The sequence below is a fragment of the Rubritalea spongiae genome (assembly GCF_042652385.1).
Classification (GTDB): Bacteria; Verrucomicrobiota; Verrucomicrobiia; order Verrucomicrobiales; family Akkermansiaceae; genus Rubritalea; species Rubritalea spongiae.
This window is the reverse complement of the sequence record NZ_JBHSJM010000001.1, coordinates 3,083,405-3,098,035: the sequence shown is the minus strand read 5'-3', so window position 1 is coordinate 3,098,035 and position 14,631 is coordinate 3,083,405. Positions and strand designations below refer to the sequence as shown.

The 14,631-nt window shown below is 47.9% G+C and carries 18 protein-coding genes; 10 read left to right on the top strand and 8 right to left on the bottom strand.

The genetic code is table 11. The features are described from left to right. Window positions 1–11 precede the first annotated feature (11 nt). From ACFPK9_RS13750 to ACFPK9_RS13740, 3 genes are all read right to left on the bottom strand, one after another. Window positions 12–929, bottom strand: a complete 918-nt coding sequence (locus ACFPK9_RS13750) for a S1C family serine protease (protein WP_377095549.1) — start codon at window positions 927–929, stop codon at window positions 12–14. A gap of 637 nt (window positions 930–1,566) precedes the next feature. Then, entirely contained in the window at window positions 1,567–2,556 is a 990-nt protein-coding gene (locus tag ACFPK9_RS13745; protein ID WP_377095547.1) for a hypothetical protein, read from the bottom strand. A gap of 38 nt (window positions 2,557–2,594) precedes the next feature. Then, window positions 2,595–3,113 (bottom strand): TPM domain-containing protein, encoded by a 519-nt coding sequence (locus ACFPK9_RS13740; protein ID WP_377095545.1) that lies wholly within the window; start codon window positions 3,111–3,113, stop codon window positions 2,595–2,597. Between the two features lie 112 nt (window positions 3,114–3,225). Between ACFPK9_RS13740 and ACFPK9_RS13735 the strand changes: the two genes are divergently transcribed. The 9 genes from ACFPK9_RS13735 to ACFPK9_RS13695 all read left to right on the top strand — a co-directional run bounded on the left by ACFPK9_RS13735 (window position 3,226) and on the right by ACFPK9_RS13695 (window position 9,431). Next, window positions 3,226–3,705 (top strand): AP2 domain-containing protein, encoded by a 480-nt coding sequence (locus ACFPK9_RS13735; RefSeq protein WP_377095543.1) that lies wholly within the window; start codon window positions 3,226–3,228, stop codon window positions 3,703–3,705. Window positions 3,706–3,770: 65 nt separating this feature from the next. Further along, on the top strand, window positions 3,771–4,454 hold the full coding sequence (locus ACFPK9_RS13730; protein ID WP_377095541.1) for a hypothetical protein: 684 nt from the start codon (window positions 3,771–3,773) through the stop codon (window positions 4,452–4,454). A 24-nt stretch (window positions 4,455–4,478) separates the two neighbouring features. Next, window positions 4,479–5,474 carry a biotin synthase BioB gene (gene bioB / locus ACFPK9_RS13725; protein ID WP_377095539.1) on the top strand — a complete coding sequence of 332 codons (996 nt, stop codon included), beginning with the start codon at window positions 4,479–4,481 and terminating at the stop codon, window positions 5,472–5,474. Window positions 5,475–5,525: 51 nt separating this feature from the next. After that, complete coding sequence (locus ACFPK9_RS13720) at window positions 5,526–6,707, top strand: beta-ketoacyl synthase N-terminal-like domain-containing protein (protein ID WP_377095537.1); 1,182 nt, start codon at window positions 5,526–5,528, stop codon at window positions 6,705–6,707. Continuing rightward, on the top strand, window positions 6,692–7,144 hold the full coding sequence (locus tag ACFPK9_RS13715; RefSeq protein WP_377095535.1) for a L,D-transpeptidase family protein: 453 nt from the start codon (window positions 6,692–6,694) through the stop codon (window positions 7,142–7,144). Before ACFPK9_RS13720 ends, ACFPK9_RS13715 begins: the two co-directional genes overlap by 16 nt. Next, on the top strand, window positions 7,144–7,425 hold the full coding sequence (locus ACFPK9_RS13710) for a hypothetical protein (protein ID WP_377095533.1): 282 nt from the start codon (window positions 7,144–7,146) through the stop codon (window positions 7,423–7,425). Before ACFPK9_RS13715 ends, ACFPK9_RS13710 begins: the two co-directional genes overlap by 1 nt. A 90-nt stretch (window positions 7,426–7,515) precedes the next feature. Beyond that, window positions 7,516–8,148, top strand: coding sequence for an HAD-IB family phosphatase (locus tag ACFPK9_RS13705; RefSeq protein ID WP_377095531.1), 633 nt, complete (start codon window positions 7,516–7,518; stop codon window positions 8,146–8,148). Beyond that, the gene (locus tag ACFPK9_RS13700; protein WP_377095529.1) at window positions 8,148–8,474 is read left to right on the top strand and encodes a hypothetical protein; all 327 of its coding nucleotides are present in this window, start codon (window positions 8,148–8,150) and stop codon (window positions 8,472–8,474) included. The genes ACFPK9_RS13705 and ACFPK9_RS13700 overlap by 1 nt, the downstream gene beginning before the upstream one ends. A 51-nt stretch (window positions 8,475–8,525) precedes the next feature. Further along, entirely contained in the window at window positions 8,526–9,431 is a 906-nt protein-coding gene (locus tag ACFPK9_RS13695; protein ID WP_377095527.1) for a hypothetical protein, read from the top strand. On the opposite strand, the gene ACFPK9_RS13690 is transcribed toward ACFPK9_RS13695, so the two are convergent. From ACFPK9_RS13690 to ACFPK9_RS13670, 5 genes are all read right to left on the bottom strand, one after another. Continuing rightward, on the bottom strand, window positions 9,428–10,045 hold the full coding sequence (locus ACFPK9_RS13690; protein ID WP_377095525.1) for a lysophospholipid acyltransferase family protein: 618 nt from the start codon (window positions 10,043–10,045) through the stop codon (window positions 9,428–9,430). The two genes, ACFPK9_RS13695 and ACFPK9_RS13690, sit on opposite strands and share 4 nt — an antisense overlap. An 11-nt stretch (window positions 10,046–10,056) precedes the next feature. Next, entirely contained in the window at window positions 10,057–10,728 is a 672-nt protein-coding gene (cmk, locus tag ACFPK9_RS13685; protein ID WP_377095523.1) for a (d)CMP kinase, read from the bottom strand. Window positions 10,729–10,740: 12 nt separating this feature from the next. Further along, a complete protein-coding gene (aroA, locus tag ACFPK9_RS13680) occupies window positions 10,741–12,027 on the bottom strand; it encodes a 3-phosphoshikimate 1-carboxyvinyltransferase (protein ID WP_377095521.1) in 1,287 nt (428 codons plus the stop codon). Window positions 12,028–12,038: 11 nt separating this feature from the next. Then, window positions 12,039–12,881: a prephenate dehydrogenase gene (locus tag ACFPK9_RS13675; protein WP_377095519.1), complete on the bottom strand. Its 843-nt coding sequence runs from the start codon at window positions 12,879–12,881 to the stop codon at window positions 12,039–12,041. Between the two features lie 72 nt (window positions 12,882–12,953). Further along, window positions 12,954–13,388, bottom strand: a complete 435-nt coding sequence (locus tag ACFPK9_RS13670; protein ID WP_377095517.1) for a hypothetical protein — start codon at window positions 13,386–13,388, stop codon at window positions 12,954–12,956. Between the two features lie 191 nt (window positions 13,389–13,579). Here ACFPK9_RS13670 and ACFPK9_RS13665 point away from each other — a divergent pair, with 191 nt between their 5' ends. Then, complete coding sequence (locus ACFPK9_RS13665) at window positions 13,580–14,626, top strand: LuxE/PaaK family acyltransferase (protein ID WP_377095515.1); 1,047 nt, start codon at window positions 13,580–13,582, stop codon at window positions 14,624–14,626. Window positions 14,627–14,631: the final 5 nt, after the last annotated feature.

Sequence of the window (14,631 nt, the reverse complement as noted above, 5' to 3'; positions counted from 1 at the left end):
AGCTTCACCGCTTAACGTTTGGCTAAAGTAATTTCCTCCACCACCACTTCCCCGTCACGACTATAGCTCACCTCCACTAAATCTCCAGCGGATCGTTTTGCCATCAGTTCCTTCAAATCTGAACTACTCTGCAATTCCACCCCGTCCAGCTCTAATAATAAATCACCCACTTCTATCCCAGCCACCTGCGCTGGCTGCTTTGGCTCCACTCTACTCACTTCTAATCCTCCCTCCACCTCCTCCACTGCCAAGCCTAAGAACCCAGTTCCCGGCACTGGCTTTTCAGCAAATGGCCCTGAACCGATGAATTCACCAGCGCTTAGGGCACCCCAGTACTTGTGAAAAACTTGAATGGGAACATGCATATTCTGTTCCAGCACACGTCCAACCCGACTATGAATCCCTATCAAAGTACCATTCATATCAAAAAGAGGACCTCCAGAATCGCCTCCTATTAATTTACAATCCGACTGCACCGTGCTCTTCGCCACCCGCACCATTCTCCCCAGTCGAACAACTGAACCTCGTTCTTTATCATACCCACCTGAATGTCCTAACGAAAAAACCCAATCACCCAATTCTGTCTCCGGCTTCAACGAATCTCTCTTTTTTTCAATCTCCACATAAGGCAAATCTTCCTGTCCCTCTATCTGCAGCATTGCCGCATCATTGTCAGCGTTCACCCCCAGCGACTTAGCCTCGTATTCCGTCCCGTCCTCAAGCACCACAGTCAATCTCCTATTCACTCCCCCAGCTACGTGTGCCGCCGTCAGCACCAAGCCGTCAGCTGAAACAATCACCCCAGAACCCGACCCCTGCTTCAACTTAATACACACAGTCGCCTCTCGTGCTTTCTCCAAATGCTCAACCAATGACGACTGTATCGCTATCAGATCCTGTCGCGACTCTGGAAACCGCTTATCATTCACATATAAACGCTCAGCACAAGCCGGTGCACACAAAAGCACTACAGCTAATAAACTATTTCTCAAGAATCGCATCACTCCTAAACTAGCCAAGCTTGCGTTCCAATCAACACCCCATTTCAACAATTCTTAACTACCAGCCACACCTAAAAATAGAAGAGACGATCCGCTAGAATACTCTATAGGAAACCCCCTAACCTAAAAAAGTATTATGACCTATCGGATCGTCTCGGTCTCCTTGCGAAGACGTGACAATAATGTCTCATTTATTTTATTTAGCAACCTTTTTTTGATTATTCCTCAAAATAGTCAATCCGCGCTAACCCTTGATACTACAACACTCACAATTCATGAATATTTCAAATAAACATTTAAAATTACTCTTTGGAAAACATCCGATGAAAACTATTAAAGAGAGCCTTAAAACAAAAAAGACGACCCGCTAGAATGCTCTATAGGAAACCCCCTAACCTATAAGAACAAATTTGACCTATCGGATCGTCTCGTCCCCTTGCGGGAACACAGTCACTATGTCTTCAATACTTAATTGCGCAAATTATTTTAGAACCTAACAGAAAACCCTTGTTTAAAATAAATTTATAACCTACTGAATCATCAATATTGCACCAATTCTAATAAATTAGAGAAAATCTTTCTCGAATTGTTTGCGCTGCATCGAAGGTGGCACTCGAGCGTCCCGATAACGTAACAGCCCTCCACTTTTACCCCCCACAGCTCCCCCCAAACGTTGCGGTGACGGGTTCTCTGGGAAACGATATCGTCGGGTATAAACGATTAAGAAAACTGCTCCCGCAGCCAACAAGCTTATCAGAACATACATTAGTACGTCCATTACGTGCGGAGCTAACATCGAGTCCCACACTTCTTTTAGCTTTTCTGTCTTAGCGTGAGTTTGCGACTCACCTTCTTCAGCTGCCGGCCCTGCTTGCACGAACTGATGCCTTAACTCATTTAAGATTTCTTCCACCCAAAAGAGCCGCATAGACAACTGTCCAACAAATCCATTTAACTGGTCAAATATATCAGACTTTTCCCCTGCCTTATGTGCAGAATTCCACAGTAATTCTCTAACTTGCCACTCAGGCACCTCCTCACTAGCACCACCTGCTAGTAAAAACTCAGAACGACTAGGAGCCCCCATGAAATAATACACAAGTACTACTGGTTCCTCATTTTCAACAAAACTCTTATCATACACCTCTTGCGGCGTGTACCCTTCTGGCAATTGCTGCTTCGCATCGAACAGGTAGACGTACATCGGAATTTCCGAAACCTCCTTATGCTGATCTAGCGCATACTTAAGATCTGCTCGCTCTTGCATACTAAGCAATTGCTGTGGATCAATCAGTGCCCCTTCAGGCCGCTGTCCAAAATACTTTTCCAAATACGCAGCATTAATTACCGCCTCACCTGAAAGTTCCTCCATGCCGGGCAATTGCGGCTTCGCCTGCACCGCTTCGATAATTACCTCCACTGCCGCCGGTTTTTGTTCTGCTTGTTCCTTTTCTAAAGCATCAGTGAGTAAACCAATACCGACCACGATTTCTCCTTTGCGAAGTCGCTCTTTATCTTCAGCACTCCATGTCGGCAACGGCGGGGTTTTCGCCATCACCACAATCGAGCTTAATAATATGCATATCAGAACTCTCATTGCTTCTTCCTCGCAATACTACGCAGCTTTTTCACATAACGTTTCGTACCACCTAACATTACCTCTATAGCGCGCATATAATTTGACTCTATCAAATATGGGTGTCCACCAGTAAGCGCCTCAAATGCCGCTTCTTCTTCCACGCAATAATCTAATAAGTACCCAAAATTGAGACAAACTTCTTTGCGATTCACATCGATCACTAGAAGCACACAACCATCAGCTCGCGCACCTTCAGGAATATCTTCGAACTGACCTCGATTCATCAACCAGAACCCATACGAACGAATGTGTTGTTCATCGCTCAAGGAAGCTGTCGCCACGGCAAAATAAAGCTGCGGATAAGCGCGCTCAGCCTTTGCGATCCACTTTGACACTTGGCGTCTCTGCTGAACTCGCAGAATCCCAGCCGCATCATGTGGCCGCCTCACAACTCGTTCAAAGTTTTGATAAATAACGTCTAAGTCTTCGAGCTGCATACCACAGTGCGGACATTCTTCCGCAGATAAGTGCATGGTATGAAAACATCGAGGACAGCGCATCGCGCGACACCATAAATTCGCCCCAGACTCTAGCCAAGCACAGAGCGCGACTTTCGTGCATTTTTTATCTCAGTCCTTTCCCTCTATGCGAACTCAGCCCTTTGTTGACATTCTTCCCCCGCCCAGTAAATTCGATGATATGCCTACCACCTCACCAAACTACGCCATCGCCAGGATCGACCTTCCTGATGCAGGCACGCATGGATGGCAGGTGAGAATGCAGCGCCGCGGCATCAAGTATGCCAAATTTTTTGCAGATGGTGTGTTAGGGAGCTCAGAGAAAGCTCTTCTCGCAGCACGGAACTGGAGAGACGATCTACTAACAAGACTAGAAAGCGCAGACCGCGCAAGAATTTGCCAGCGCTCCCAACGCAACTCTTCTGGAGTGGTAGGAGTCTCCAAAGTCACCGTCATCACAAATGGCATTCAATATATTTTCTGGCAAGCCACTTGGTCCCCAGAACCCGGTAAACGCCGCTGTGTCAAATTCTCAATCAAACGCTACGGCGAAACCAAAGCCTTCGAACTCGCTGTGAAAGCTCGAACCGAAGCAGTCGGTCATTAATTTTCTTTCCTATTACTCCTCATTTAAACTTAACACCTAAACTATTTCCCTCCATCATCTCAGCCATGCAGCGCATCATTCGTTCTTTCCTCTTCATGATTACCATGCTCACGACAGCATCCGCTTACGAGCACGTGATTCTTTCTGGAGGCCCAGCTCTCACAAGATTCGAAAACTACCGAGTCCCCAATGATCGACACGATCGCTGGTGGGCCAATTTCATTCGCGCAGCCACTCTCCATATGGACATTCTCCGCTCACAATACGGAGAAACCGAAACCATCACTTGGTATGTCTATAAAAATGGCTACGACTTGCGCGGCCGTGAAGACGGCAAACCCTACACCTCTTGGATCGCTGAACAGGCTGCTAAACGCGGAGCCAAACTCGTCTGGATCAGTTCAGGCTCCCAGTTCATTTCCAATATGAATGCCCTCCCCGCCGGTCGCACCAAAACACTCCATTACTTCGGCCACTCTAACAAACATTGCTTCCTGCTCGATTACTCGTCACAAATCCTAGGCGCATCTGCCGCTTGGCTCCACGAAAACGAACTCAGTTCACTCAGCCGCCGCCCCTTCTCTAAGAACGCAATTTGTAAGAGCTGGGGTTGCTATACAGGCGAAAGTATGAGCAAGTACTGGCGTCAGGCAACTGGCCTAAAACTCATTGGAGCGAAAGGCAAAACAGACTACGAAGCACTTAGCTTTGGCAGAATGCCAGACATCAATGGCCGCTGGACCTACTAACATTCTTATCTAACGACATACTTCATGAAATTCGAAGAACTCAAAGCACTCTACGACCTCCCACTATTTGACCTCATCAAAAAGTCCCGCGAGGTTCACGATGCAAATTGGAGCGACAATGAAATCCAGCTCTGCACGCTCCTCTCCATCAAAACTGGCGGCTGCTCAGAAGACTGTTCCTACTGCGCTCAGTCCGCCCGCTACAACTCTGGCGTTCAAGTAGAACGCCTCATGGAAAAAGACGCCGTTATGGAACGCGCACGCGTTGCTGCCGAATCTGGCTCCACCCGCTTCTGTATGGGAGCTGCTTGGAAAGGCGTTCGCCAAGGCACTAAACGCTTCGACCAAGTCGTCGAAATCATTGAAGAAGTCTCCGAACTCGGCATGGAAGTCTGCGTCACCCTCGGGGAACTCGGTCCCGAAGAAGCTGTCCGACTGAAAAAAGCAGGTGTCACAGCATACAACCACAACGTCGACACCTCGCGCGAACACTATCCTAACATCGTCACCACACACACCTACGACGACCGACTCAACACTATCAAAAATGCTCAAGAAGCAGGCATGTCAGTCTGTTGCGGTGGCATCCTCGGTCTCGGTGAAACAGCAGACGACCGCTTGAAAATGATCGAAACGATTTCCGAGCTCAATCCTCAGCCAGAATCCGTACCCATCAATTCTCTCATGCCAATGCCCGGAACTCCACTCGGAGATTCCGACCCTGTCACCATTTTTGACGTCATCCGCATGATCGCCATTGCACGTATTGCTGTGCCAAAAGCAAAAGTACGCCTCTCCGCTGGCCGCACCCAAATCTCTGAAGAAGGTCAAGCCATGTGCTTCTTCGCAGGAGCCAACTCCATTTTCTATGGTGACAAGCTCCTCACTGCGAAAAACCCAAGTGTTCAGAAAGACCTCGAACTTATCAGCAAACTCGGCCTCTCAGCAAAGCAACCTAACCCTAACATGGAAGCACCAGTCGCCACCTGCGATAAAGAGGCCACTCCGTGCTGCGGCTAAATCAACAACCATAGGAGCGCTTACTTCTAAGCGTTCCTCATTTTTTCTCGTTTGAATAAAACGATTTCCATCACTGGTCTCTCGGCTATTTCTGGCATCGGCTCCAATCTCACCGAGCATGCCGCCGCAATGGAAAATGGCCAGACTGGTCTACGCCCACTCAATGAACTCCTAGGTGAACAATCTGATTGCGGTAAATTGTTAGGATCTTGGATCCAAGATCGCTCCATTCTCAACTCTAGGAAATGGGCACCCGCCTCGGCTCTCGCTCTGCACTGCGCGAAACAAGCAATCGCAGACGCCAAGCTCACTGGAGACGCGCTCACAAATGCCGCCGTTATCGCGGGGTCCTCGCGAGGCAATGCCTGGCTACACAACTGGCCAGGCCGTCGACCATTCAAACTCATGGCTGCATCCAACTCGATGCATGGAGAAATCGCTTCCGCTGTCTCAATCGAACTCGGAATCACTGGCCCCTGGCAAACTATCGCCTCCGGCTGTGCAGCCTCTTTAGACGCCCTCGGCATGGCTTGGATGATGCTCCAAACTGGCATCGTCAAACACGCCATCGTCCTCGGCGCCGAACTTCCACTGGTCCCCGAAATTGTTCAAGGCTACATCAACACTGGAGTTCTCAGCACCAACAGAATCAACGATCCCTACCACCCTGAAACCTCAGGTTTTTTTCCAGGAGAAGCTGGCTGTGCTCTAGTGCTCACCACTGAGTCCACTGAGTCCACTGAAAATGCCCCTCTGCTAGATGGTTATTGGTGCAACTCAGATGCAGACTCTCCCATCGGCATGCCTAATAACGGCCGCGGACTCCGCAAATGCTTAGAATCCGCACTCGCAAGTCTTTCTTCCGACACAGAAGTAACCGCCATTTGCCCACACGCCTCTGGCACTCACCTTCATTCCATCGCAGAGGAACAAGCACTCAAGGATGCCCTCAAACCAACATCGCCGATTTCCCTCCATCCACTCAAACCATTCACTGGCCACACCGTTGGAGCCAGCGGCGCTCTCGACACCGCCATCCTCGCTCACTATCTCAGAAATCATAAACTCCCTCCAAATCTCCATCTAACCCAACCCAACCCACCTTTCACACTCCCACAGAAAACAAGTGCAGCTTCAGGTACTATTCTTAAAATAGCCGTTGGCATGGGCGGGCACAACTCCGTCATTGCACTTCGTCCACCCCTCCATAAATCGCTATGCTCTCCCTGTTGATTACCATCCACGACCAATCATTACGCTTACTCGACCACGGCAAAGAAGTCGTCAAGTACACAATTTCATCCGCAAAGAATGGCCCCGGCTCAGAAGAAGGTTCATTCAAAACCCCTCTCGGCAACTTCATTATCAGCGAAAAACACGGCCAAGATGCTCCGCTCAATACTATTTTCAAAGGCAGAAAGCCCATCGGCCAATGGGACCCTTGTGAATGCTGTGACGACGACCTCGTCACCACACGCATCCTCTGGCTCGACGGACTCGACCCCGACAATGCCAATACAAAAAGCCGCTACATCTACATTCACGGAACCAATCACGAAGACAAAATCGGCATCCCCCATTCCTGTGGCTGCATCCGCATGAAAAACACCGATATCGTAGAACTCTTCGATACTGTCACAGAAAACACTCCCGTTAGAATCGAAGCTTAATGGAGTTCTTACTCGTCTTCATCACTATCATCTTCATCATCCTGCCAATCCTCATATGGATTTTAGCTCTCAGACCTTATTGCAGAAAACATCGCCAGGGATACACACCTGGAGCCACGGCCCACATCACTCTGTGGATTGACTGGCAACATGCCCGAGAAATGGCTAAAAAACGCGGAGACAAATGGATCGTCTTTCTAAGTTCAGTATTCTTCGTAAATAGCATACTCATATTTGCTCTCATCGCTATCTCATGGGCTTACGCAATCTTTATATCATAATGTCACACAAAATACTCCCCTCTCAAAAACGCTATACGCTATCAAGCTAGCTCTTCACACTTTTCCTATCTCACTTCTCACTTAAAATTTATGAAACTTATTATTTTTGACTGCGACTCCACCCTTTCTTCCATCGAAGGCATTGACGAACTTGCCCGCGCAAAAGGCCCAGAAGTGTTTGCCGAGGTCGAAGCTCTCACTAATGCTGCAATGAACGGCGAAGTCCCACTCGACCAAGTCTTCGCACGCCGTCTCGACATCATCCGTCCAGACCTCGCCACCTGCACCGCTGTCGAACAACTCTACATCGACACTGTCGAACCGACAGCGGTCGACACCCTCGATAAACTCCGCGAACAAGGCTGGTCTTTCGCCATTCTCTCTGGAGGTTTCAAACGACTCATCGAACCACTCGCGAAGTTCCTAAACATCGACCGAATCGAAGCAGTCCCACTCAACCTTGACGAAAATGGACTCTACGTCTCATTCGATAACACTTACCCGACCACCTACAATGGCGGCAAACCAGAAATCATCCGACAACTCAAAGCCGAGTTCAGCCCTGAGAAAATCATCATGGTAGGTGACGGAGTTTCAGACCTCGAAACCCAATCTGAGGTCGATAATTTTATCGGCTACGGCGGCTACACACCACGCGAAAAAGTCCAAGCTGGAGCTGACCATTTTATTTACAAGCTAGATGAATTGCTAGAAATCGTCTAATGGATCAAATCACTGCGCAGCACAGATATTTATTCAACGGCCATCGGGAACTACTCACACCCGAAGAAGCCGCTGCGTGGCGCAACCTCCAAGTAGAGCGCATGATAGCGCTCTGCGAATTCCCTGCTGTAAAAGAACTCTTCCGCTCACGTTGGATCAACAATGATCCAAATGTTCTTAATTTACTCAGGCATGGTGCTGATACTTTTCTGAAAAAGACTCTCTCACGTCTCGAAGGTCAAACTCAGCATTGCCCAGAATGTCGGGCGCTTTGCCGCACCTCTCGCGCCAAGATTTGCCCAGAATGCAGTCATTCTTGGTTTTAAGATCTCTCCTTGCCTCAGGAAGTTGACCTATGTTAAATTACATCGGTCGAAATGCTTCTGTCGTTTTTCATCTTCATTTCACTCGCTCTTTCTCTTCTTGCAAATCCGCAAGATGAAGCGCTTTCGCATTCCCCCGAGACAACTAAATTTCAAATAAGTTACCCTCCATACCTATCGACATGGAAATCTTCCGAAGGTTCAACTCTAAAAGCGACTCTCGTGGCGGTAAGCCCTACCGAAGTCATCCTGAAAACAGGAACTTCACTCAATAAGATTCCTCTATCAAAGCTATCCTTCACTAGCCAGATTCGAGCCCAATTATGGCACAGCGCCAATGGCAGCCCATTCACTCTTCCTGCCTGCTCACTAGTCTATCAACTTCAGAAAAACGATGATCCTAGTACTAACAATTTGATCAAAGTCCACTATGACGGCTCACATCTATCCTCACTCATTCTCACTCATGTAGAGCGTAGAATCCTCTATAACCATCAAGATTCTACATTCTCAATATTCTCACTCGAGGATCAAAACATAGCTACCGGATCTTCTCTCCCAATTGAGCCAACATTGATTCAAAATGTTCCTTCTTTGGAAGAATGGCATCCAAGAAATGTAAACAAGTTTCCAGGGCGCTTTCTCTGCACCGAAATATTTCCCACTTCGTATCCAGTTCTGGCCAATACTTCTGCACCAGCTGTCACCGCACTATTCTCGATTTTAAATGGTCAACACATCCAATATAGCAGCGGAAAATTCAGCTTCGAATCTCCCGATTTTAAAATCACTGCCTTTAGCACCTACGAAACAAAAGATGCAGAACTCGAAAAGTCTCTACAATTAGCTCATCTCTGGAATATGTTGCCACTTAAGTTACATTGGGTTTCCAAAGTGACGAACGATAAAGGCAAACTCGAACTCATCAGCATTCACCCCCTCGAAGAAGGCGTATTTTAACCCTCAGGAGTCAGCTCACTGATCGCCTGCATGATGCGATCAGAAATCCTCTGATACCCGTCTTTCCCTCGATAATCTTTAAGCTCCTCTTTGGTGAAATGAATGGGATCCCCCACCACGACATCAATCTGGTTACACTTCATCTTTCCTGATCCACGCGGCAAAGCATCGTACGCACCAAAAATACGCATAGGCTGTACCGTTGCCTGCGCTTTAGCGACGATCAGCCCAACACCTGGTAATCCTGGATTCAAACCTCCATGGAGCGTTCTCTCGCCTTCTGGAAACATCACCACCTTTTTACCACTTTTCAACGCTTTGATGATATTTTTTAACCCTGTCATATCAGGATTTTCTTGATCAATAGGGATCGCATCCCACTGCGTGTATAGCCATTTAAAAAATCCTTTGAAGAGTGTTTTACGAGCCAAATAGGTCACATTCATAGGATACGAAATCCCAATCAATGGAGGATCCAAGAAACTCTCATGATTCGCACACATTAATACCCCACCATCTTTTACAAGTTTGTGCTCGTTGATAATTCTACGATTAAAAAACGCCTTTCCCGCGCTCTTAAAAAACGTGTAACCAATCCAGTAAACAGTCTTCATAAAAAAATTTGTTATTTTGCTTTTGCCAATAATTCCGCTGGAGCTCCACGCTCACGCAGAACCTCGAGAGCCGCATCAACGACCTCCTCAATCCCAAGTTCGCTAGAGTCGATCTTCACTGCACCTTCAGCAACTACCAAGGGAGAACTCTTACGCTTACTATCCTCCTTATCTCGAGCAGTAGGGTCATCAATAATTCCCTCAGCTGCACGACGCTTACGGCGCACTTCTTCAGAAGCATCAATGTACATTTTGAATGGGGTGTTAGGAAAAACAACGGAGCCAATGTCCCTGCCTTCCATCACCACACTACCTAACTTCAAATAGTCACGCTGCATCTCGACTAACAAACTGCGCACTTCGGGAATTGCCGCCACTTTGGAAACTCGGCTATTTACCGCGTCTTGTCGCAAAGCATCTCCTGGATCTACGCCATCCACTAACACAGTTGAAAGATTATTGCTCACCCCACAGCTAAATTCAACCTCATCTAACATCGCTACCACTGCAGCGCTATCAGAAGGATCAACGCCATGCTGAATAGTCGCCCAAGCCACCGCTCGGTACATCGCTCCAGTGTTGACCATGATCAAGCCCAAGCGCTTTGCCAAAGTCTTAGCCACAGTGCTCTTCCCCGATGCTGCAGGCCCATCAATCGCCACTGCAATATGTGAATTACTCATAAATAAAATAGCTTAGGATTCACTCACACTAGCGAGTCTATCAAAATAGTCTGGGAACGTTTTCGCAGTACACCCTGGGTCATTAATGGTAACCCCACATTCTGGATCGAGCGCGACTAAGGAAAAACACATCGCAATTCGATGGTCGTCATAGGTGTCGATCGCAGCATGCTGGATTTTCTCAGGTGGTGTAATTTCAATAAAATCTTCACCTTCAACCACCTCAGCACCAACTTTGCGAAGCTCTGTCGCCATCGCGTGAAGTCGGTCAGTTTCCTTAACCCGCCAGTTGTAAATGTTTCTGATTGCTGTCTTTCCTTTAGCGAAAAGCGCAGCCGTTGCAATCGTCATTGCCGCATCAGGGATGTGATTCATATCCTGATCCACAGCATTCAGCTCACTGCCTTCCACCACTAAGTACTCGTCATACCATTCGACTTTTGCACCCATGTCTTCAAGCACTTTGGCAAAAGCCACATCACCTTGGATACTCTTTTTACCAATACCTGTCACTTTGATGCGACCACCTTTGATCGCTCCAGCAGCAAGAAAATAAGACGCTGAAGAAGCATCACCTTCCACCATGAAACGACCAGGAGATTTGTATTTCTGACCAGACTTCACATAGAAGCGTTGATAATTATCATTCTCTACCTGCACCCCAAACTGTTCCATAATGTGGGTGGTAATATCTATGTAAGGTTTAGAAACGAGCTCACCGATGATCTCAATCTCCATATCATTTTCCGCATACGGAGCAGCCATCAACAATGCTGTCAAAAACTGACTGGATATCGTTCCATCCACTTGAACCTTACCACCTTTCAAACCATTCGCTTTGATCAAAAGTGGCGGATAACCCTCATTCTTCAAACAGGTAATGTCACAGCCCATACTACGAAGCGCATCGACAAGAGCATCGATCGGACGTTCTTCCATCCGTGGAATGCCAGTAAGTGTGAATTCCCCTTTGCCCAAGGTCATCGCACCAGCAAGCGAACGCATCGCAGTACCCGCATTACCAAGGAAAAGCTCCAAGCTTTCACCTGTCCCGAGTGGACGGCCTAGCCCGTGTATCACACACTCGGTACCATCTTCAGAAAGTTCATACTTCACACCTAGCTGAGCCAGCGCCTCTAACATGCGTTGCACATCATCGCTGTCTAACAAGTTTGTTATCTCCGTCGTCCCCTCAGCCAGTGCGGCTAGAAGAAGCGCCCTATTGGACAAGCTCTTAGAGCCAGGCATGTTCACCTCGCCATTAATGCGAGAAATTGGTTTTAAGGTAATTGATTCCATAAAAAAATTGCTTAGATCAGCTCTCGACGCTTCTTAGCCTCAGTTAGATAGTCATACATCTGCTCACGGTCCCCTTTTTCAAGGCAGTCCATCAGCTTCACAAGATCTGCAATACTCTCTCGCATTGAACGCTGAAGAGCATCGCTATTCTCCATTAAAATTTCAGTCCAAAGTCCTGGATCACCGCCAGCGACACGTGTGGTATCACGCATTCCTCCTCCGCAAAGCTCGGCAATATCTTCAAATGCCAAACCGACTGAAGCTCCAACCGATGCTAGAATATGTGGAAAATGGCTTACTCGCGCGACGGCATAATCGTGATCCTCAGCAGTCATACGCCGCGTTTTACAGCCAAGATCTCGCCAAAATCGCTCTAGCATTTCAACCTTAGTCTCAGATACCTCCGCCTCATTTGTGACCAAACAGGTAGAACCGTCGAGCAAACTCACAAACGCTGCCTCCATCCCCGTCTTCTCCGAACCAGCCATCGGGTGACTCCCAATAAACTCGAGCGCTGAGCCTTCAATCAGCGCACCAATCTCTTTGTGCGGCAACCGCTTCACACTGCCCACATCAGTCAGCAACATTTCCTTCTCAGGAAAATGCTCAACAATTTGACTCACCAGCGTTTTCATCACACCAACAGGCGTTGCGAGAATCACTAGATCAGCATTTTCTACCGCAACATATAAATCAGTGCTCGTTTGCGACACCCCCATCTCTCGGGCTACCGCGAGCGGTTGCTCACGGCGTCCCCAGAGCACAAGATCTACCTCCGGCATGTGCTTCGTCACAGCCAAAGCTATTGAGCCACCGAGCAATCCTGGTCCAAGTATGGAAACGCGCTTAATCATCCGCACCGATATAAAAAGCGCCGAGCCCTAAATGCAAGGCTCGGCGCAATAAATTCTTATTTAATCAATGACCTAAGGCACACGGAATTTGTGAGTCTTGTCATTGTCGTATGGGTCACGAACGAGGGTTCCTTCTGGAATCCCACGTACATCCACTTGATTCTTGGTGTATGGGTTAAATACGAAACCTGGTTTATTAGGCACCTTTGTGGCGTATGGGTAAGTAGAAGGAGCTGTTGGAGCTACTTCAGAGCTTGGGCCTGGATTCGGCAACTGCGCATTCGGGTTACTATATGGATCAGTCGTCGTTCCATTCTGCTGAGCTTCGAGACGCTCACGAGCTGCTTGGAGCTGCTGAGCACCTGGATCAGTCGCTGTAGTATTGTCGACTGGAGCCGGTGGAACTGGTGGCTGATCTTTCTGCTGAGGGTAGGATGGCGGGTAATAGCACGAGGTCACAAGTGCGCAGAACGCCGCTGAGAGCATGGTGTAGATAGCAACTTTCATAATGACTAACTGATAAGGTGGTAGGTAGTTTTTAAACTGTTAGCTGCATAAGCAGCACTGATACGATTCTTGCCCCAAGCTTAAGCAAAGTCAAGCAGTCGCGCTGAAAAAACACAAAAACTAAGGCTCAGCCATAGGGCTTGATGTCAATCTACGCATGCTCTTTACTAGTTCTTACAGATACCTTGAATATGGAACCTAACGCATCTCGCTATTTGAAACTTCTATCACAAGTCGAATCGTTCATTCATTCGCCTGAAACGAGCGAGGACGATTTTGATTCTTTAGCACAAAAATTGTTCCAACACCAACTCGCAAACAACCCCGCATATCGCAATTTCTGCCAACTTCAGAAGATTGACAGCATTCACCATTGGCAAGAATTTCCAGCACTCACCACCGACACCTTTAAATCAAAATCCCCTCCAACTTGCCTCAATCTAAATGAAAATTTGGTACATTTCCAAACATCTGGAACCACCGGAGACATCAAAGGCACCCATTATTTTCGCCAAACTCAAACCTACGAGCTTTCCATCCTCCAAGCTTGGCAACAACTCGAACTCCCCTCCCTCGATGGCCATGTGTATTTTCTAACGCCATCAGCTAGAGAAGCTCCGCTTTCCTCACTCTCACACATGATGGAAACGCTGCGCCAAAAGTTTTGCCCACAAGCCAGCTACCTCATCAGCGACGACCAATTAAACATCGCCCCCCTACTTGAAGCTACCAAACAACCCCAGCCAATCGCCCTTCTTGGCACCGCGCTAGCGTTCCTCAACTTGTTCGAACAACTCCACTCTCCCCTCACTCTCCCTGCAGGCAGTTGGGCCATGGAAACTGGAGGTTATAAAGGAAGTGGGCGCAGCCTAACTAAACAAGATCTCTACGGACAGTTTTATAAATACCTCGGACTCACTAAGCAGAGTATATGGAATGAATATTCCATGACCGAGCTAAGTTCACAATTCTACACTAAAGGAATCGACGACCCGCATCAAGCCCCACATTGGGCAAAAATTCGCGTCATCGATCCCGAAACGGACAAAGACGTCCAAGCTGGTGAAATCGGCTACCTCGTAATTTACGATCTCGCCAACATTGACTCGATTTGCGCCATTCGCACCCAAGACCTTGCCATCTACCACCACGAACATAGCTTCACCCTCATCGGCCGCGACCCCTCAGCCCTCCCCAGAGGTTGCTCAAGAAGTATCGATTCTTCCCTCAATAATTAAATCAA